The organism is Acinetobacter sp. I-MWF, from assembly GCF_025433935.1.
Lineage (GTDB): Bacteria > Pseudomonadota > Gammaproteobacteria > Pseudomonadales > Moraxellaceae > Acinetobacter > Acinetobacter guillouiae.
In genome coordinates, this window is the sequence record NZ_JAMBAR010000001.1 from 3,539,719 (window position 1) to 3,560,315 (window position 20,597).

Sequence of the window (20,597 nt, forward strand, 5' to 3'; positions counted from 1 at the left end):
ATTTTAAAGCCTTCAACCATCTACTCGCTTATTTTTACTTTAATTCAAGAGAGGGAGGACATAGGCCATCTTTAGGCTGTATTGGATTCCAGTAAAAGCTTCTTGCGATCTTTTCCTGGTCAAATAAAATTTTAAACTGACAGGTTGTAATAGTGTCATTGGTACGGTCTGCAGTCGTGAAATGGAACAAATAATTCCATTCTCTAGCTCTCCAACCATCCTCATATTGAGGTCGACCAATCAGCGCGTAAAGTTGATCTTTGGTCATTCCTGCTCTGACTTGATTCAAGTTCTGTACATTTGGGAATGTTCCCGCTTTTTTATTTAAAATGACATCATCCACCTTGTGCCATTTCGCTTGATCGGTTTTACCCTCTTTAGAAATAATGGTTCCTGTGGCACAAGCACTCAATGTTAGGGCTATTAAACTCAATATTAATAAATTTTTCATATGTCGACTCTCACATAAATTATTGTTCTCGTTAATTTGAATCCAAAAAATGGTAAGCTAAGACACTGTTTACATGGCTAAAATGCCTTAGCTTCCCTAAACTACCATTGGATTCCAGTACCTACAGTTCCCCCAAAATCACCACGCGAGTTACCACTTCCACTCACCTTAAACACCCATCGACCATTATCTGAAATTGATGACATCCCGATCGCATACCCACTTTCGCCACGGTAAGTCCCCCCACTGATTGCCATCATACTTTTGCCTGGAATATAAGCTTGAGGTAAACCTGCTGTTGCAAGTGCTTGCGCATTGCCTGCACTGGCTCTTTTCTCTAAATCATCTATGCGACCATTGGTGTCATAAAATACTTGCTCTAAACGATCGCCTAGATTGGTAATTTTATTACCTAAATCAATATCAGCCTGATTAAGCGCACCTAAGGCATCACCTACATTATGATATGAGCCGTTATTTACATTGTAGGTTGGCGGAGTGAACTGACCATTTTCATATTTTGCGCCACCGCCTAATGATGTGGTGATGTATTGGTTTGACGTATTGAGTTGTGAACCATTAACTGCATCTTTTGAAGTGCTGGATACTTCACCTGCTGCAACATTGGTGATTTTTTTATTCCCAGCATTTATTCCATTTTGATCTATTGCAACATCACCCACTTTGACTGTGTTTGCTATGACATTATCTGCAGTAACCGTATTTGCAATAACCGTGTTAAATTTTACGTCATCCGCTGTTGCAACCTTATATTCCTTACCTCCTAGGCTATTGGTTGTTTCAGTGACGGTCATATTCTGCCCAGCAATAACTGTAGAATGTTGCCCAGCTTTTTGGTTGATTGAGCTAATCGCATCATTAATGTTGGTTGCACCTGTCCCACCGATGTTGGTAATGGTATTGCCATCTCCGCCTTGGAATGCACCATCCCCAATAATATTATGAATCTGGCTTCCATTCACCGCATCTTTACTGCCCTGAGCAATACTCCCCTCTGCAACATTGGTGACTTTATTACCCGCAGCATCAATACCATTTTTAGTCACACTTGGCCCGCCAGTAATGCTAAGACCATCATTATTGATTACGGTATTGCCTGCGGTCACACTGTCAACCTGAATATCTTTGGCTAATTCGACACTGACATTATTGGCATTATTACTGATATTAATATTGCCATCTTTGTTACTAAAATCGACCGTATCGCCTGATTTGACTGGATTACTATTGGTTCCATTGGTGGTCAAATTCCAACCTTGGTTTGCTGTTTGTATACGATCGCTCACCGCTTTAAGCTGATCCTCTGTCGCAGCTTGACCACTGACAAAGTTATTTGGATTAAATGTTTTATTGGTCAGCCCACCAATAGTCCCTGTTGCACCATTCACAGTTACAGGGTTCGCACCGCCCACAATAATTTGTGTTGGTCCCATTTGGGTTTGATAAATACCATTGCTTAGATTGATACTGCCTGCACCAATCCAACTACTATTATTACTTGCATCACTCACCAATGTACCATCAACAGTACTGATATTCGATTTGGCAGCATCTTTCAGTTCTACTTTGCCATCACTGATTTTGCTTTTACCAACCGTTAAGCTGCCTGCAGAAGTGAGATCAATATTTTTTGCTAACTCGACTTGTACTTTTCCAGCTGCAACCTTGGTACTGATATTACTGTCAGCACCAATTACATCAACGCTTTCACCTAATTTCTTGTTTACTGTATTGCCATCCTGAGCGGTTACAGCAAAACCGGCATCATTCAGTCCAGTTTGGATTTCTTTAAGCTGTTCCTCTGTGGCTGCACGACCTGTGGTAGCAAAATCTTTACCTGATGTAGTCTTATTGGTTAAACCTTCTAGTGTGCCTTTATTGGCATCAAGTACAACTTGATTGACTGTATTTTTGACGCTGATCACACCAGAACTGATCACACTTTGAGTGCTACCATCTTGTACGGTCATACCATCTTTATTCAGTACAGTGGAGTCCGTTGCGGTACCCGCAGTGACACTATCAATATTCAGGTCTTTATTTAAGCTGAAATCAATGGTTGTCGTTCCATTACTGTCATTTTTTGCACTGACATTTAAATTAGTTTCACCTGTTGCTAAACCGACATCGACCGTATCGCCTGGTTTGACTTGCGTTGTCCCCAAAATAGCATCCGTTTTGACGTTCCAGCCTTTATTGGCATTCTGAGCAACATCACTGACTTGTTTTAACTGCTCTTCAGTCGCAGCTTGTTTTTGATTGTAACTTGCATTTGGATCCCAAGTGGTATTGCTTAAACCACTCACCCGTCCTGTTGAACCATTCACCGTAACTGGATTTGCACCACCTACAAGAATTTGTGTTGGGCCGACTTGGGTTTGATAAGTGCCATTACTGACATTGATATTCCCTGCACCTAACGTACTGCTATTGCTACCATCACTGACAATTGTACTATTCACCGTACTAATATTCGATTTGCCCGCATCTTTTAATTCAACTTGACCATCTGTAATTTTACTGGTACCGACTGTTAAGCTGCCTGCACTACTCAGATCAATATTTTTGGCGAGCTCTATTTCAACTTTGCCACCAGTGACTTTGGTGGCAATATTGCTATCGGCACCAATAACCTCAATACTTTCGCCCAATTTTTTGTTGATGGTATTGCCGTCGCCAGCCGTTAAGCCAAAGCCCGCATCATTGAGCCCAGTTTGCATCTGTTTGAGCTGTTCTTCTGTGGCCGCGCGACCGACAGTAGCAAAGTCATTACTGGATGTGGTTGTATTGCTTAGGCCTGTAATTGTTCCTGTATTACCATTGACTGTTATTGGATTTCCACCTGTGGCAGGTCCAATCTTGACCACTGGCTCAAGCCCAAAGCTAATGCCATTATTGCCTGTGTTGGTAATTTTAATGTTGCCATCGATTGCACTAAAATCAACATTTTCACCGAGACCAATCGTATCTTTTGCTGCACTGTCAGCATTTGCACTAATGCTAAATCCTTTATCGATAATCTGTTTAATCTGGCTCCCATTTACAGCATCCATAGAGCTATCACTAATATCACCCAATGCAACATTGGTAATTTTATTGGTCCCCGCATTGATTCCTGTCACGGTCACACTTGGTGAATTCGGCACAGCACCGCCACTTGCGTTTACAAAAGTTAAGCCTTTGCTATCGATCACTGTGCCACTCGCATTTACACTATCGAGCTGAATATCTTTAGCGAGTTTAATGGTTAGTTTATTGTCGGTACTGTCTGCAACCACACCGATGTTATTGTCGGTTAAATTACTCGCAACAGATTCACCACCGACAATACTCAAGCGTTGCCCCAATCTACGATCGACATTCACACCAGCATTATCTCCAGCAAATGTAATGGGTGTTGCCAATTGATCCTCAGTTGCAGCGCGCCCAGATAAATAGTTACTCGGATCAAAAGTGGTATTGGTTAATCCTGTAATCGTGCCATTTTTGCCATTAATGGCAATGTTTGCCCCACCTGGAAGTCCGCCCACATTAACGATTTCTGCAAGTTTTAGATCGACATTTGCACCAGTGTGACCAATGGCTAGATTGCCATCGCTATTTGAAAAATCGACTGTATCCGTGGCTGCAATATTTGTAGTGCCTGTAGCGTCTTTGTTGGTGGTTAAATTCCAACCTTTATTGGCATTTTCAGCCACCTCATTGACTAACTTAAGCTGTTCTTCTGTTGCTGCACGCCCCATTTTGGCAAAGTCTGATTCAGTTAAAGTTTTATTGGTCAGCCCTGTCAAAGTACCTGTCGTGCCACTTAACACAACATTATTGCTCGCATTTTTTAAGTTAATGCTATTGGCATTTGCGCTATTACTGCTTGCCCCAGCAGTAATCACTGTCTGAGTGGAGGTGCTGATATTACTATTATTGGTGCTGTCTTTAATTTCCACCTGCCCATCTGTAATTTTGGAAGTGCCGACACTTAAGCTTCCTTGAGCGGTCAGGTTGACATCTTTGGCCAATTTTAATTGCAAAGTATCGGTACCATTACTTACAACCCCAAGATTGCCATCTGTAAGTACCCCAGTTGCTCCACCAGTGAGCTTTAATTGCTCACCCAATTTACGGCTCCACTTTCGCGCCAGTGTCTCCGGCAAAGCTTAATGGCGTGTCTGCTAAATCGGTAATGGCTTGATTGGTTTGATATAATTGACTGCCATTAATTGCATCCGTACTTGAGCTACTGATACGCCCAGCAGCGACATTGACAATGGTTCGTTCAGCACCGACATCCCCGACACTTACACTAGAAGATGCAGCGGGAGCTCCTGCAAAATCATAGGTTTTGCCATTAATTGTGGCTGATTTGGTTGCCACATAAGCTGCCGAAACTGAGTTATTTCCTAAAACCACAGCATTTTCATGTGATGCTGTTGCAGACTTACCCAATACAGTTGCGCCTTTCGCACTCACCGAAGCACTATTTCCGATTGCGACCGCATCCTCTTGAAGTGCATTGGTTCCTGTACCCACCGCAATTGAATTTAAAGCATTTGCATTGGATTGTTTGCCAAGTGCAATCGCATTGATTCCATTTGAAGTTGCATTATTGCCTATCGCAGTGGCATCTTTAGCACGACTTACACTGTTGACACCAAACGCTATCGCATTTTCACCCGCACTTTCTGCGTTTTGACCAATTGCCGTGGCTTTTGCTGCATAGCTTTTTGCTTGAGAGCCTATTGCCAAACCATCTTGAGAAGTACTGTTTGCATCTGAGCCTATTGCAGTAGAATTCGTACCCGAAGCTTTAGCATTATCTCCATAGGCCATACTGTCTTCAGCAGTTGCTGTGGCAAAGCGTCCTAATGCAACACTCTGCGCACCATTGGCTTTAGACTGATAACCAATTGCCGTCGCATTATCTCCCTGAGACAATGCTTGGCGACCAATTGCAATCCCTTGATCTGCGGAATTAACTTCAGCATCACTCCCTACAACGACCGCATAGTTTGACTTGGTGCCGTCCGCCTCAGAACCATTCCCTATAACAATACTATCTTCGCCACGGCTTTCTGCGCTTTTCCCCATCGCAATATTATTTGTACCTGTGGCAATCGAAGAATCACCGATTGAAATTGAGGAAACCCCTACTGAACCCGCACCCGCACCAATCGCAACTGATTTTTCTCTTGCTACAATCACATTACTACCTAAAGCAACACTCCCCGCTGCAAGGGAAGATGTACTGGCACTCGGGCCAATTGCTAAAGAATTGTCGCCATTTGCCCCTGTATTGTTTTTATTATTGATATCCGTGGTATTTACTGAAAAGTATTGTGGTCCTGCTTCCGCAACAGCTGTTTTTAATTGCCCAAAATTCACCGCTGAGGACAGATCATTTTCATCGCCTTTTACGTTGCGAATAATCGTTCCATCAGTACCGACTAAATTCACAACTGATTTGTCTGAGTTATACAACACAGCATCAGGTACTACGCCACCAATCTGTCCCGTACCCAGTAAATCAAAAGCATCTTGAATTGTTGTTGGAAGCTTACTGGTATTTCCAGAGGAATCTTTAACATTGACTTGGATTAAAGGTAAAGTACCTCCACTTCCAATAGTTGCAGGATTACCTTTTGCATCCGTTGCGCCCATCACACGGATAATGTCATTTTGTAATGCTTTAATCTGATTGACCGTCACCGCATCTTGCAAGTCAGAACCATCGGCAACATTGGTAATTCGACGTTGCTCATTTTTATTCCCGACCGAAACAATGTTAAAACCTCCCACACCACCAGAGACGTTGGTGATATAGCCATTTCCAAGTGAGTTATTTTGCGCAATACTTCCAGAACCTAATGCCACATCACTTTGACCCGCCAAAGAATCCAAGCCAATTGCAACCCCTGAAGTGCCTGTCACAATTGAATCATAACCAAGTGCAACACCGCCTTGAGCAACACTTGCTCGTGTTCCAACAGCTACACCTAAACTTTCAGTAAATGTTGCCGCACCGATCGCAACTGAGCTTTGTACGGTAGCGTTTCTATCTTTATTGCTGCCAAAACCAATTGAAATATTCTGATTACCCGATAAGTTTGTTCCTGCATCGCTACCTAAAGCGATATTGTAATCAGAACTTGTTGAGTTGACTGTTGAATTGCTACCCGCACCAACCCCTATCGCAATCGATTGGTTACCACTAATATTTTGTCCTGCATTTGCTCCAACGGCGATATGCCCATTGCGGTCAAATGTACCAGAACCAATAGAACCTACTCCTGCAGCACTACCAATTGAAACACCATTAACCACACTAGATTTTGCGCCATCACCTAATGCAATTGAACTCGTGCCTCCTGAAGTCGCTTGATTTCCGATTGCGACACTCGCAGTTCCACTTGCAGACACTGAATTTCCGATCGCATTGGCATTGGTGGCAGCAGATGCTGAGGTTCCTATCGCATTGGCATTGGTTCCCACGGCATTTGCACCCTGACCGATTGCATTTGAATGCGTTCCTGTTGCTATCGCAGCATCCCCAATCGCAATACTTGAAGGCCCACCTGCTAATGCAGAAGACCCCAATGCAACACTTTTATCGCCAACAGACATATTGGCGCCATTTTGCAAAGCTGTAAGGAATTGATTCACTTGCGTTGCAGAGACAGCAACCCCATTAATTTCAGTAATAGTGCTGGGATCCGTTCCCATTGCGGTGACAGGAATACCATTGATTGCAATCAGTTGCGTATTGGATACGTTATAAGTCGGGGTCAATGCTCTCGCTTGACCACCATTTCCGATAGAAGTTGAATTGGCGCCAAGTGCGCCTGTTTCTTTACCAAAAGCAATAGAATAATCATTGATGGCATTGGCTGTATTTCCGACAGCAATACTGTTGAGTCCTGTAGCATTTGAGAGATGACCGATAGCGATTGATAGTTCACCTTCAGATTTTGCCACAGGGCCTATAGCAAGAGAATTTAAACCATTGGCTTGTGAATCAACAAGCGATGAGTTGGTGTGGAAATATTTGATACCTTGACCACTTTGGAAAAGTAAATCATTCACTTGCCCGCCTGTCACTGCATCTGTAGATCCTGCAGCAATACTACCGTTGGCTAAATTTGTGAGCTTATCGCCACCTAGGTCTAAACCATTTGCTGTACTGGTCAATACAGTATTATTTGCAGAATCACCAATTTTTACCGAGTTAAACTCAGGATCATCCACAGTAGAAATTGAAATATTCGTACCCGTATTGGTTACAGCAATATTTTTACCATTCACAAAATTCACGGTATCTGTAGCTTTTACGGCGCTAGACGTCCCACCATTGCTTTGTATATTCCAAGTTTGATTCTTCAGCGAATTCAAATCCGTCGCAGATGCCTTGCTATTTAATCCTGTGTTTACATCATTGACCTGATTATTCAAGCTATTGAAATCCGACTTTGACACTTTCGTCGCTAGCCCTGTGCTTGAATCATTCACTTGGTTATTTAAGCTATCAAAATCAACCTGTGATACCTTAGTGACCAACCCCGTAGAAGTATTATTAACTTGATCATCCAGGGTATTTAAATCATTTTTTGTTTGATTTAAATCAGTATTTACTGTTGTTAATGAAACACCATTTGCAACCACATCTCCAGTTGCAGTTAAACTACCATTTACATTTAAACTCTCATTAATATCTTGCGCCAAAATAGCATTTGAATTAACAATAAATAATAAAAACATCGAACCTTTCACAATTTTATTAATTTTCGATTTCTTATTACCTTTTACAATTTCAGATACTACAACCCAGCTTCCCACTGTAGTATTCCAGACCAATTTATACACTTTATTCATGATATATATACCTGCATTTATAATGATGTTTTGATTTATTAATTACTTTTCAAATAAAATGCACAATATATTTATATTTTTCCATACTGTTTACCAAACGATACACTTTGCTAACACCAGAAAAACAAATATCTAATACTAAAATAAATAATTTATTAATTTCAATAATTTACATTGAAATAATCATCAATACAAGCACCTTGTAAATACAAAAAAATTTGTTTATTTTTTTTAAATTTATTTTTTAAATAAATTAACTTTTAATAAAAAATTATCAATCAAAAAATCTCATTAAAAATAAATAAGCAAGTAAAAGGCACTATGATAATTAAAATATTTATTATTTAAGCATAATTTAATATTCACCATATTTGGTATATTCTTTAAATAAATAAAAAAACCATGAAATAATATATTTCAAATATGGATATTTTACACAACCTCGGCTGATATAGTATTTTTCATTGAACGCAAAAAAATGAACACTCAATTCATAATCAAATATAGATTAAATAATAAAGGTGGGGCCGTAAAATGATTGAATGGCTACAAGGTGAATTAAAACATAGTCCTGAAATCCTATTATTTTTATCCTTAGCAATAGGGTTTTGGATCGGTCAGTTTCAATTTGGAAAGTTTCAATTTGGTGGTGTTGCAGGATCATTACTTGTCGCTGTTATTCTAAGTCTTATTGGCGTACCAATCGACAATGGTGTAAAAGCGATTCTTTTTGCTTTATTTATTTACGCAGTCGGTTTTGAAAGTGGCCCACAGTTTTTTAAATCGCTTGGGCCACAATCCATTAAAGAAATTTTGCTGGCTATTTTTATGGCTGTATGTGGACTCATTACAGTCTTAGTCATGGCAAAAATCTTTAATCTAGATAAAGGCTTAGCAGCAGGTTTGGCTGCAGGTGGGATGACCCAGTCTGCGATTATTGGTACGGCGGGCGATGCGATTTCTCGCCTAGACTTACCACTTGCAGAAATTCAGAAACTTCAAGCCAATGTTGCGATTGGATATGCCGTGACCTATATTTTTGGTTCTTTAGGCGCAATTATTGTCTGTGTGAATATCTTGCCAAAATTTATGGGGCGAGAAATTCATGATGATGCTTTGAAAGCGCAAGCGGAACAGTTAAAAGGTGCATTTGAACTGGCACCTGGTCAAGAATTGGCTATGCCTGAAATTGTTGGTCGTATTTACAAAGTCAAACAAGCATCAGGACACACCATTGCCGAACTCGAAACACAAGTACCGAGCGTCACCATTGAACGATTAAAACGCAAAGATCAATTTATTGATGTTGCGCCAGAAATTACCTTAGAGAAAGATGATGTTGTTCTGGTCGTTGGTCGCAGGGCAAGTATCGTTTCCATTGCCGAGTTTATTGGATCTGAGTTGCAATCCTCACAAGGCATGGAAATGATCATGGACACCACAGATGTCATATTACGAAACTCAAAATATGCCAACCGTACTCTTGGCGATATCAAAGCCAATACCCCAGATTACTTAAAGCATGGCATTTATGTGCTGGCAATTAAACGTAACAGTGAAGCGCAAGCATTAAGTGATGATACAGTCCTGCGTCAAGGCGATGTGGTCACCGTATATGGAACTAAAAGTGATCTTGAACGCTTAGTCAAAGAAGCGGGTAAAGCTTTACCAGAAAGCTTAAAAACAGACTGGATTTTCCATGGTGCAGGTTTAGTTATTGGTTTAGTCATTGGCCTCTTTGTTGTCCGTATTGGTGATGTTCCTTTAACCCTTGGTGCAGGTGGCGGTGCTCTGTTATCAGGTCTGTTATTTGGTTGGCTACGTAGCCGTAACCAAGTCCACGGCAATATGCCTTTAGCTGCTTCACAACTTCTCAAAGATTTAGGTCTTGCTGGTTTTGTTGCTGCTGTCGGTTTGCAATCAGGTTTACAGGCCATGCAAACCATTAAAGAAAGTGGCTTGTCCCTATTTATGATCGGAGTGGTGGTCACGTTAGTACCGCTAATTCTTTCAATGCTGTTTGCCCGTTATGTACTCCGTTATAACAATGTCGCCGTAATGGCTGGAGCATTAACTGGCTCACGCAGTGCAAATCCCGCTTTTGGTGGCGTACTCGACAAAGCTGGAAACTCAATTCCGACCGTCCCATTTGCAATTACCTATGCACTCGCAAATGTATTTTTAACCTTGCTTGGCCCTCTAATTGTCGGTTTAGCATAAATAATTTTATAAATTTCAAACTCATTCACTTCAAGATAATTAAGGAGACTTCCCATGGGGAACGTTGATTATTCAAAATACGCAAAACTAAGCCCATTTGAACTCAAAGATGAATTGATTGCTTTAGCACAAAGCCATACTGACCGTATGATGCTCAATGCGGGACGAGGCAATCCAAACTTTCTGGCAACTGTTCCACGCCGTGCCTTTTTCCAATTGGGTTTATTTTCTGCCACTGAATCAGAATTTTCTTTTTCCTATATGCCAGAAGGGCTTGGTGGATTTCCGCGTGCAGAAGGATTGCAATCACGCTTTGACCACTTCATCCTAGAAAATCGTGACAAGCCAGGTGTTGTTTTTTTGGGTAAAGCAATTTCTTATGTTCGTGACCAATTGGGACTCGATCCTGATGCATTCTTACTCGAAATGGTCGAAGGTATACTTGGCTGTAATTATCCTGTCCCAGATCGAATGCTAAGAGTCAGCGAAAAGATTATTAAAGAATACGTTTTACGTGAAATGGGCGTACAAGGTATGCCTAAAGAAGAACTCGATTTATTTGCAGTGGAAGGTGGTACAGCTGCAATGGCTTATATTTTTAATTCATTAAAAGAAAATAAAATTATTTCACATGGTGATCGTATTGCCATAGGTTCGCCTATTTTTACCCCTTATCTCGAAATTCCAAAACTCAACGATTATCAGCTCGAAGAAGTACTCATCAAGGCTGATCCTAATCTTGGTTGGCAATACCCTGAATCCGAATTACGCAAATTAGAAGATCCATCGATTAAAGCATTTTTCTTGGTGAATCCAAGCAACCCACCTTCGGTTAAAATGAGTGATGAAGGTTTAGCGATTTTGGCTGATATTGTTAAAAAACGTCCTGACCTGATTATTTTAACAGATGATGTTTATGGCACATTTGCAGATAACTTTAAATCCTTGTTTGCAATTTGCCCTGACAATACCATTCTGGTTTATTCTTTCTCTAAATATTTTGGTGCAACTGGTTGGAGACTTGGGGTCATTGCCTTGAGTAATCATAATATTTTAGATAAAAAAATTGCGGCGCTTTCTAAAAAAGACAAGAAAGAACTCGAAGAACGTTACTCATCCCTCACCACAGATCCATCTAGTATTAAGTTTATTGATCGCCTTGTTGCCGATAGCCGTAATGTTGCCTTAAATCACACGGCTGGATTATCCACACCTCAACAAGTACAAATGGTTCTTTTTGCTTTATTTAATATGATGGATTCTCGCCAAAGCTATAAAAAAGCAGTGAAATCTGTAGTTCGAGAACGTGATGCTGCGCTTTATAGACAGCTTGGGGTTGAAGTCCCACAAGATCCGAATGCAGTCGATTACTATACCTTGGTCAATTTAGAAAATACCTCACGGAAACTATATGGTGATGCATTTGCTGATTGGGTGATGAAAAATAAGAATCCAACAGAATTACTTTTCAGAGTTGCTGATGAAACAGGTGTAGTACTACTTCCAGGTTCAGGTTTTGGTGTTCAACATCCTTCTGCACGCGCCTCGCTTGCCAACTTAAATGAATTCCAATATGCAGCAATCGGGACTTCATTACGAAAATTTGCTGAAGAAGCTTATCTGGAATATAAAAAAGTCAGCAAAAAGAATAAATGAGTATAAATAGATTAAGTATTTGTTTTAAAAAAAGATCGCATTAATGCGATCTTTTTTGTTTGCGAATAGCTAACCAAGTTAAGCTCTATTTACTTGTAGTTATCAAATCTCATCACAGTATTTAAACAGTCTTAATTCTGCACTTTACATTTTATTGCTTTTGCAGGAGTAATATTGGTCGCTGAAACTAATTGAGTTGAATCAAAACCTTCAGTTTCCTCTATAAATAAATGATAGTCTTTAATTTGAATCGTTGCCTGTCCCTCATATTGGCAATAACCTTTTTTAATATTGTCTGGTAACTTAAAAGTCTTTTTTGCTGCATCAAAGTTGCTAAAGCAAAACCAGACATCTCGTGTATCACCTTTTGGGCGTGGAATAAGTGCAGCTGATGTTTTGTTAGGTTCAAAGCAAATATCATCGCCCATATAATCCAAATATTCAGGGTCTAAATTACGTGAAAATTTTCCAGTTAAAGTGGCTAGTCCCTGATAATTTTTAAAACCAGACGCGGTGTTTGTGTATTTAAAGCTTTGTGCTTGTGCAAATACTGGCAATATCCCTAAGGCAATCACTAAAATTTTGTTCATCATCATCCTAATCTACATTTTATAAAGTGCAAAATTTGCAGTAATTTTACCCAATATTAACAAATAAAAGAACCACTTAGACATCTATAACAACAGCCTTTTGCTCAACAGCTTGGCTTGTTCAATTTGCTGTGTGGTCACCATAAGCTTTGGATAATCGTCAGTAAGAAGATGTTTTTCCTTATTTTAAGAGATTGGCGAAAAAATGATATGTGTGAAAAAGCAAGAACCGAATTCATTGCTTAACTTAGTTCTCAATGAAATATTGTTAAACTTTTTTAGGACGAGACAAAAACAATGTGTTGAACCTATTTTCTGATTGTAAATTCAGTACGCATTGATCCAATTCACAATATTATGATGCTCAACCGCTATAACACTCAAACTACAAATTAGTACAACTGATGCTCAGCTTTAAAGTTTGTAAAATCCAACCGATTCTCTAAAGAAATCAAAGGTTCTACCTCTCGTAATGAATTTATACAACGCTGTGTAAGATGAATATATTCTTTTGTTCCATTTCGCTTCCATTCAATTTCTTTTTCTAGTAAATCACGAACGACTTTTGCAGGACTTCCAAGAGCGAGCACATTTGCGGGTATAACAGCCTTGGTTTTAACTGTGCTATTGGCACCAATAATGGTATTTTCACCAATTTCAGCTTCATCAAGAATGACACTATTCATGCCAACCAAAACATTTTTGCCAATTGTACAGCCATGTAAAATAGCAGCATGACCGATATGCCCATACTCTTCGATTAAGGTAATACTTTTCGGAAAGCCATGAATTACGCAGTTATCTTGTACATTGGAATTTTTACAGACATGAATCTGTCCAAAATCAGCACGTAACGAAGCAAAAGGACCAATATAAACGCCCTCTTCAAGAATAACATCGCCAATTAATACAGCAGTAGGATGTACAAATGCTTTAGGGTGTACGACTGGAATTACATTATCAATGGCATAACAAGGCATGTGAATAATCCATATTTTTCAAAGCCCAACTCATTTAAATAATTAAATGCGTTGGTAGGTTTAAGCGTCCATTTCCTCAACTTTTAAACCACCAAATCGCTTATAAAACATAGGATGTAAAGGTGGCATAAAACCTTCTGATGTGCGAGCAAACTGCATAAAGTACTCTTCCCCTGCAAAAACAACCAGTTGATAGAGATTACTACTTAAGTTTCTCGCATTCAGCGATAACCAGTTTGAAGGTAATAATTCAAATGGTAAATTTGGATCTTTTAATAAAATTCGGCGGAATTGATGAATAAGCAAAATACGGATTTGAAATGCTTGTGCGGCATCCATATCATCTGAATTTTCCACAAGATTTAAGAACTCTCTAAAATCATGGATAAATTTTTCATAACGTGAATGTAAGTCAAGAATTGGCCAATTAACTTCCACCATTCGTTTTACCGTTGGATAAGATTCTTGCCACAGTTGCAAAGTTTCAGCTTTAAAAATTACCACTTGATCTGTCATGTTTTGACTGAGCAATAAATTCTGTAATTTCAATTTTTCGCAACTTGGATAAGCCATTACATTACTTGCGATACTGGCAAAACCCAGCCACTCCAATTCTTTCTTTAAAATTTGTTTATTATCAATATCCAATGAACTGAGTAGAACCAAATCCCAACTTTGATCCCATTCTTTATGATTAAAATTATAAATTTTAGTATCTGCGAGTGTAAAACCGTTGAGACTACTTTCAGTCACACGGTAATAACTTGTACGACCAATCTTTTCAGACACTAACCAGCCATTTTGTACCAGTCTAAATACAGCAGTCCGTACCGAACGCTCATTGAGTCCAAAAACACTCATTAACTGAATCAAACTTGCAAGACTGATAATCCCACCGTGATGATGCACACAGTCACCAAAAACCGTCATGATCAGTGACGTTCCACTTAACATTTCTTTGGTAATAAAATCATCTATAGCAAGTTTTAATTTTGAATTCATAATGTTCGATAGGACCTTAATTTAACAATCTCAAATAACAACACTCAAATTAACCGAGGCTAAGCGTACTTGATGGATGTGTAACATGATTATTGCTGCGCAAATCAAATACACGCTGAGCCTTACCTTCTGAACGTGGCAATGCCCCTTCTGCCAAAATTTCAATGCTTACCGTAATTCCAACCATTGTTTTGATCTTAGTTTTGAGCTGAGTACACAGTTGTGCGTGTATTTCCTGAGGTATATCTTGACGCATTTCTGTACGGATGTGCAATCCATCCAGATGACCTTGTTTACAAATCTGAATCTCATAATTAGGAACCAATTCAGGGATTTGTAAAATTTGTTCTTCAATTTGAGATGGAAATACATTTACACCACGAATAATCATCATATCATCACTTCGCCCAACAATTTTATCCATACGGCGCATTGTTCTTGCTGTGCCTGGCAATAAACGAGTCAAATCTCGGGTTCGGTAACGAATGACAGGCATGCCTTCTTTGGTAATCGTGGTAAAAACTAATTCGCCCAATTCACCATCAGCCAACACTTCGCCTGTTTCTGGATTGATAATTTCAGGATAAAAATGATCTTCCCAAATGGTTAAACCATCTTTAGTCTCTAGACACTCCATCGCCACACCGGGTCCCATCACTTCAGATAGGCCATAGATATCCAGTGCATCAATCCTTAAACGGTCTTCAATTTCTTTACGCATCTCATTGGTCCACGGTTCCGCACCAAATATTCCGATTTTAATGGAGCACTCTTTGGCAGTACCAAATCTTTTTTCCAATGCTTCAATGATATTTAAGCAATAGGATGGTGTCACCATAATTGCCGTGGGTTTAAAGTCATGTATTAATTGTACTTGCTTTTCAGTTTGACCACCTGACATAGGAATGACCGTTGCGCCTAAACGCTCAACACCATAGTGCGCACCTAGACCACCGGTAAATAGCCCATAGCCATAAGACACTTGAATAATATCTTGATTACTTAAACCTGCAGCACGTAATGAACGTGCCACAACATCAGACCAAACTTGAATATCTTTTTGAGTATATCCCACGACAGTGGGTTGCCCCGTTGTACCTGACGAGGCATGTACTCTGACTATTTGCTGTTGTGGAACTGCAAACATGCCAAATGGATAATTTTCGCGTAAATCTTTTTTAGAGGTAAATGGAAATTTAGCTAGATCTTCTAAAGTTTTAAAATCATCAGGATGTACCCCAACTTCATCAAATTTCTGACGATAGACGGCACTATTCTGATAAGCATGTTGCAATGTTTGTTTTATACGTTCGAATTGAACATTGCGTAACTCATCAACCGATGCTTTTTCTAAATGTTCCAATGTATTGTTATTCATATTGTTACTCCCTGAACAGCCATCCTTTGGCTGTTTCTTAAAATCCTTGGTTTGGTATTGCAGTGGTTGTTATGCGTCAAAATTTTCCAAAATAAGCGCAACACCTTGCCCAACACCCACACACATCGTACATAGTGCATATTTTCCATTACGGCGTTTCAATTCTTTCATTGCCGTGATCACCAAACGTGTACCACTCATACCCAATGGATGACCTAAAGCAATTGCTCCGCCATTGGGATTGACACGTGCATCATCATCGTCCAGACCCAGTTCACGCATTACTGCAAGTGATTGTGCTGCAAATGCTTCATTCAGCTCAATGACATCCATTTGATCCAGACTTAAACCTGTCTGTTTCAGCAGTTTTTGTACGGCTGGTACTGGACCAATTCCCATATATTTTGCTTCAACGCCTGCACTTGCCATCGCAATGACTTTGGCAAGTGGTTTCAACTGATTTGCCGTTGCAAAAGCTTCACTGGTCAGTAACACACAAGCGGCACCATCATTTACACCCGATGCATTTCCTGCTGTGACAGAACCATCTTGTTTGCGGAACGGCGCTTTTAATTTTGCCAAACTTTCCAGTGAGGTATCTGCGCGTGGATGTTCGTCTTCAGTTATACGTGTCAGATTTTTTTTACGATCGATTATTTCTACAGCACATATTTCTTCTGCAAACACGCCATTAAGTTGCGCAGTTGCCGTTTTTTTCTGACTATTGAAAGCAAATAAATCCTGATCTTCACGGCTAATCTGATACTTTTCAGCAACGTTTTCTGCTGTTTCAGGCATGCTGTCCACCCCAAAATTCGCTTTAAATTTTGGATTGATAAAGCGCCAACCAATAGTTGTATCATAAATACTTGGTGTTCGGCTAAAAGCGGTTTCTGGCTTGGACTGTACAAATGGCGCACGACTCATTGACTCGACCCCACCAGCCAATACAAATTGTGCTTCACCTGATTTAATAGCACGTGCAGCCAAACCAATCGCATCCAATCCTGAAGCACATAAACGGTTTACCGTAATCGCAGGTACTGAGTCTGGTAGTCCCGCAAGTAATGATGCCATTCGAGCGACGTTACGGTTATCCTCACCGGCTTGGTTGGCACAACCAAGGATAAGCTCATCTAACTGATCCCAAGCCAACGTAGGATGTTGTTGTTTTAAATATTGAATCGGCAAAGCAGCCAAATCATCTGTACGGATACTACTTAAAGCTCCTGCATAACGACCAATTGGAGTACGAATAGCATCACAAATAAACACTTGTTCCATTTTTTACGCCTTATCCTACTTGTTTTAATTGTTGTGCTTGCTGCACGGGTAATGCCAAAGCAGCAACTTTTTTTCTTAAATACAGACTTGGGCGATAGCGTTCTTCACCATAAACTTGATGTAAATTTTCTAAAATCATCAAAATCTGTTGTGCACCCATTTGCATCATCCATTGGAACGGACCTTGCGGATAATTCACTCCAAATCTCATGGCAGCATCAATATCGTGTTCTGTCGCGACATCATGCAAAACCGCCTCGCAAGCTTCATTGACTAACATTGCAATGCTTCGCATTACATATAACCCAGGATGATCTTTTGTCCAAATTACATAAACACCAATTGCAGCAAAGAATTGTGTCATTTTATCTTGATCTGCTTGGCAACATGCTGGAGATGCAGTCGCTGCAATTGCTTTAGCTTTATTCCAATCTGCATGCCAATCCATCAGTACAACCTTTTGATGTGTATAAACAATATCGGCAGATTCGCCTTGCGTGAGTTGGAGATCAATATCATCAATTTGAATATAATTTTGTTGAGACACAACTTTGTTGATATTGAATGTCGTTTGATTTTTTAGGCGCTGAATAAAATCAGCTTGATTGGCCCATTCACCATAGATACTCACATTCATGTTCTGTGAGCTATCCTGAGTCATTTCAGGTAAGCGATATACTGGTGTTGGTTGTTCTTGATGATAATTATAGAAGCCTTGTTTATTTTTACGGCCCAAACAACCTGCATCTACCAGTTGTTTTTGAATAAGAGAGGGGCGATAACGTGGTTCGTAAAAAAATTCCTGATAAACACTCTGTGTCACTGAAAAATTCACATCTTGACCAATTAAATCCGTCAATTCACATGGTCCCATCGCAAAGCGACCACATTCACGTAAAATGAAATCTAACTGTTCAGGCGTCGTCACATTTTCCTGTAAAGCACGGAAAGCTTCAGCATAATACGGACGAGCCACACGGTTCACAATAAAACCGGGCGTAGATTTGGCTAAAACGGGTACTTTGTTCCATTTCTGCATCAGATTAAACAAAGCATCTGCATTCACTTTGGCAGTTTTTAAGCCTTGTACAATTTCAACAAGTTTCATCACTGGTGCAGGGTTAAAAAAGTGTAATCCAATCACACGTTCAGGTTGTGGAATCACAGATGCTATTGTAGTTATTGAAATGGATGAGGTATTAGAAGCAAAAATAGTCTGTTCTGAGCAAATCGCTGCAAGTTGTTGAAAAATGCTTTGTTTCACTTCTTTATTTTCCACCACAGCTTCAATAATTAATCCTGCTGCCGCAAGCTGCTGAATATCATCCACCACTGTTAAATTTGCCAATGTACTGTCCACAATGGCTTTTGTTATTTTTCCAGCTTGTACACGTTTATTCAGTTGTACTGTTAGCTGTGCAAGTGCTGCCTTGGCTGTATCGAGATCAAGGTCAAAGAGCAGCGTTTGATGACCATTCATCGCAGCCAGCTGAGCAATCCCAATACCCATCGTTCCTGCACCAATAACAGCGACATTTGCTTGCTGTAAATTGAATTGTTGCATGATCAGCATCCTTTAAATTCAGGGCTACGTTTTTGCATAAATGCTTGTACGCCTTCTTTATAATCGCTGGAACGACCGGCTAAACGCTGTAAGTCACGCTCTAAAATCAATTGATCATCAAGGCTATTGTGAGCAGCAGCATGGATTGCTTTTTTAATTAAAGACAAGCCATAGGTGGGTTGTGTTGCCAAATGCTCAGCCAATTTTTCCGCTTCAGCTTTGAGTTGTTCATCTGCAACACTTTGCCAAATCATGCCCAGTTGCTCTGCCTTTTCAGCAGGAATTTTATCGCCCAGCATTGCCAAACCCATTGCTTGTGCGCGTCCAACCAAACGGGGTAAAAACCAAGTGCCTCCCGAGTCAGGTACCAAACCTAAGCGACAAAAGGCTTGAATAAATGATGCAGATTTTGCGGCAAGAACAATGTCACAGGCCAAGGCAATATTTGCACCTGCTCCAGCCGCCACACCATTTACCGCACAAATCACGGGCTTCTGCATTTCTGTAATCAGTTTGATTAATGGGTTGTAATATTTTTCAATCGATACCCCCAAATCAGGTACATCTGCATTGGGATCAACCACTCGATCAGCTAAATCCTGCCCTGCACAAAAACCACGACCTTCGGCTGAAATCACCACCGCGCGAATATTTGAATCTTTGGCCCAGTCCTTTAACGTTTGTGATACTTCATGATGCATCGTTTCATTAAAACTATTCAGTTGCTTTGGGCGATTAAAAGTTAAATAACCGACTGCATTTTTTTCTTCAACAATTATGGTTTGGTAATCCATCACACACCTCTAAATTCTGGTTTTCTTTTTTCAAAAAATGCATCAATACCTTCCTTACGGTCTTGAGTTGCCGTAAGCCAGACAAAATGCTGACGTTCTTGCTTCAAGCCTTGGCTTAAAGTCACTTCATGAATGGATTTCAACGATTGTTTAATGACACGGATTGCCAATGGCGCTTGTTTGGCAATTTTTTCAGCCAGTTCAATTGCATATTGCACCGTCAGTGCGCTTGGGCAAATTTGGCTACTAATACCATGTTGTAATGCAAGCGCTGCAGAAATACGTTCCCCTGTCATTGCCCAACGCATGGCCAATTGCTGTCCGACCAAACGTGCTAAACGCTGCGTACCACCTGCACCAGGCAACATACCTAAACCGATTTCGGGTAAGGCAAATTGTGCATTTTCACCAGTCAGCACAATATCGCCATGCAAGGCGAGCTCAAAGCCTGCACCAAAGGCAAAGCCATTGATCGCCATAATGATTGGTTTTGAAAACTCATCAATGTGTTTCCATAGTAACGGACGTTGATCTTGCTGGATTGTCACCACATCAAGGGCTGCCAATTCTTTTAGATCAGCACCCGCTGCAAAACATGTTTCATTACCAGTAATCACAACAGTTTTAATACTTTGGTCCCGCTCTAAATCTTGCAGCACCTCCACAAGTTGTTTTAAGGTGGCATTATTTAACGCATTATGTTTTTCTGGGCGATTTAACTCGATAAGCATCACGCCTGTTTTCACTAAACTGGTTTTTAAGAAATCCATCTCTTTGCTCCAATGTTATTCCGT

13 protein-coding genes are annotated in these 20,597 nt (G+C 40.2%); 2 read left to right on the top strand and 11 right to left on the bottom strand.

Annotated features, from left to right (window positions below):
* Positions 1-34 precede the first annotated feature (34 nt).
* The 3 genes from M2R48_RS16230 to M2R48_RS16240 all read right to left on the bottom strand — a co-directional run bounded on the left by M2R48_RS16230 (position 35) and on the right by M2R48_RS16240 (position 8,335).
* Positions 35-451 (bottom strand): outer membrane protein assembly factor BamE, encoded by a 417-nt coding sequence (locus tag M2R48_RS16230; protein ID WP_262086756.1) that lies wholly within the window; start codon positions 449-451, stop codon positions 35-37.
* Positions 452-552: 101 nt separating this feature from the next.
* Positions 553-4,587, bottom strand: coding sequence for a YadA-like family protein (locus M2R48_RS16235; protein ID WP_262086757.1), 4,035 nt, complete (start codon positions 4,585-4,587; stop codon positions 553-555).
* Between the two features lies 1 nt (position 4,588).
* Positions 4,589-8,335, bottom strand: coding sequence for an ESPR-type extended signal peptide-containing protein (locus M2R48_RS16240; RefSeq protein ID WP_262086758.1), 3,747 nt, complete (start codon positions 8,333-8,335; stop codon positions 4,589-4,591).
* A gap of 534 nt (positions 8,336-8,869) precedes the next feature.
* Between M2R48_RS16240 and aspT the strand changes: the two genes are divergently transcribed.
* Positions 8,870-10,555: an aspartate-alanine antiporter gene (gene aspT, locus M2R48_RS16245; protein ID WP_262086759.1), complete on the top strand. Its 1,686-nt coding sequence runs from the start codon at positions 8,870-8,872 to the stop codon at positions 10,553-10,555.
* Positions 10,556-10,609: 54 nt separating this feature from the next.
* Positions 10,610-12,211, top strand: a complete 1,602-nt coding sequence (locus tag M2R48_RS16250; protein ID WP_096734966.1) for a bifunctional aspartate transaminase/aspartate 4-decarboxylase — start codon at positions 10,610-10,612, stop codon at positions 12,209-12,211.
* A 131-nt stretch (positions 12,212-12,342) separates the two neighbouring features.
* Here the strand turns inward: M2R48_RS16250 and M2R48_RS16255 are convergent, their stop codons facing one another.
* The 8 genes from M2R48_RS16255 to M2R48_RS16290 all read right to left on the bottom strand — a co-directional run bounded on the left by M2R48_RS16255 (position 12,343) and on the right by M2R48_RS16290 (position 20,573).
* Positions 12,343-12,801, bottom strand: coding sequence for a hypothetical protein (locus M2R48_RS16255; protein WP_262087520.1), 459 nt, complete (start codon positions 12,799-12,801; stop codon positions 12,343-12,345).
* A gap of 392 nt (positions 12,802-13,193) precedes the next feature.
* Positions 13,194-13,781 carry a gamma carbonic anhydrase family protein gene (locus M2R48_RS16260; protein ID WP_262086760.1) on the bottom strand — a complete coding sequence of 196 codons (588 nt, stop codon included), beginning with the start codon at positions 13,779-13,781 and terminating at the stop codon, positions 13,194-13,196.
* Positions 13,782-13,841: 60 nt separating this feature from the next.
* Entirely contained in the window at positions 13,842-14,783 is a 942-nt protein-coding gene (locus tag M2R48_RS16265) for a PaaX family transcriptional regulator C-terminal domain-containing protein (RefSeq protein ID WP_262086761.1), read from the bottom strand.
* 49 nt (positions 14,784-14,832) lie between these two features.
* Positions 14,833-16,161, bottom strand: a complete 1,329-nt coding sequence (paaK, locus tag M2R48_RS16270) for a phenylacetate--CoA ligase PaaK (RefSeq protein WP_262086762.1) — start codon at positions 16,159-16,161, stop codon at positions 14,833-14,835.
* Positions 16,162-16,230: 69 nt separating this feature from the next.
* Positions 16,231-17,445 carry a 3-oxoadipyl-CoA thiolase gene (gene pcaF / locus M2R48_RS16275; protein WP_004817280.1) on the bottom strand — a complete coding sequence of 405 codons (1,215 nt, stop codon included), beginning with the start codon at positions 17,443-17,445 and terminating at the stop codon, positions 16,231-16,233.
* A gap of 10 nt (positions 17,446-17,455) precedes the next feature.
* Positions 17,456-19,009 (bottom strand): 3-hydroxyacyl-CoA dehydrogenase, encoded by a 1,554-nt coding sequence (locus M2R48_RS16280; RefSeq protein WP_262086763.1) that lies wholly within the window; start codon positions 19,007-19,009, stop codon positions 17,456-17,458.
* A 2-nt stretch (positions 19,010-19,011) separates the two neighbouring features.
* Positions 19,012-19,803: a 2-(1,2-epoxy-1,2-dihydrophenyl)acetyl-CoA isomerase PaaG gene (gene paaG / locus M2R48_RS16285; RefSeq protein ID WP_262086764.1), complete on the bottom strand. Its 792-nt coding sequence runs from the start codon at positions 19,801-19,803 to the stop codon at positions 19,012-19,014.
* Positions 19,803-20,573, bottom strand: a complete 771-nt coding sequence (locus M2R48_RS16290) for an enoyl-CoA hydratase-related protein (protein WP_262086765.1) — start codon at positions 20,571-20,573, stop codon at positions 19,803-19,805. Before M2R48_RS16290 ends, paaG begins: the two co-directional genes overlap by 1 nt.
* Positions 20,574-20,597: the final 24 nt, after the last annotated feature.